The sequence below is a fragment of the Vibrio sp. 704 genome (assembly GCF_033339295.1).
Genome location: NZ_JAWOUH010000567.1, coordinates 1 through 639, shown reverse-complemented (window position 1 = coordinate 639; position 639 = coordinate 1). Strand labels below are relative to the sequence as shown.

Here is a 639-nt window from a genome sequence, read left to right as displayed (position 1 = left end):
TTCGCTACTAACAGGGAAGTTTGGTTATGTTGACGAAAAAAGAAAACCTAGAAGCGATTGAAAAATTCTCTGAGAACTTAGAGATTGAAGGTCGCAGTCTTTGGCAAGATGCTCGTATCCGCTTTATGCGTAACAAAGCGGCGATGGTGAGCTTATTTATTCTTGTTTTAATGACGTTGGCGGTAATTGTTCTGCCGATGATCGCTCCTTACGCGTTTGACGATACTGACTGGTATGCAATGCACGTTGCGCCAAACTCTGAACATTGGTTTGGTACCGACAGTCTAGGCCGAGATTTGTACGTGCGTACTCTAATCGGCGGCCGTATCTCGCTAATGGTTGGCGTGATGGGTGCATTTGTAGCGGTATTGATTGGTACACTTTACGGTGCGGCTTCTGGCTTCATTGGCGGTAAAGTTGACCGCATTATGATGCGTATTCTAGAAATCTTGTACGCTGTACCGTTCATGTTCCTAGTTATCGTACTTGTTACCTTCTTCGGCCGTAACATCATTCTTATCTTCGTTGCGATTGGTGCAATCGCCTGGTTGGATATGGCGCGTATCGTACGTGGTCAGACACTCAGCCTACGTAGTAAAGAGTTCATCGAAGCGGCGCATGTTTGTGGTGTAAGTAATT

Annotated in this window: 1 protein-coding gene; it reads left to right on the top strand. The window is 45.7% G+C overall.

Annotated elements, in window-relative coordinates; translation table 11 throughout:
* Positions 1-26 precede the first annotated feature (26 nt).
* The coding region (locus R7R24_RS27795) for an ABC transporter permease subunit (RefSeq protein ID WP_318120296.1) at positions 27-639 on the top strand (613 nt) is incomplete at its 3' end.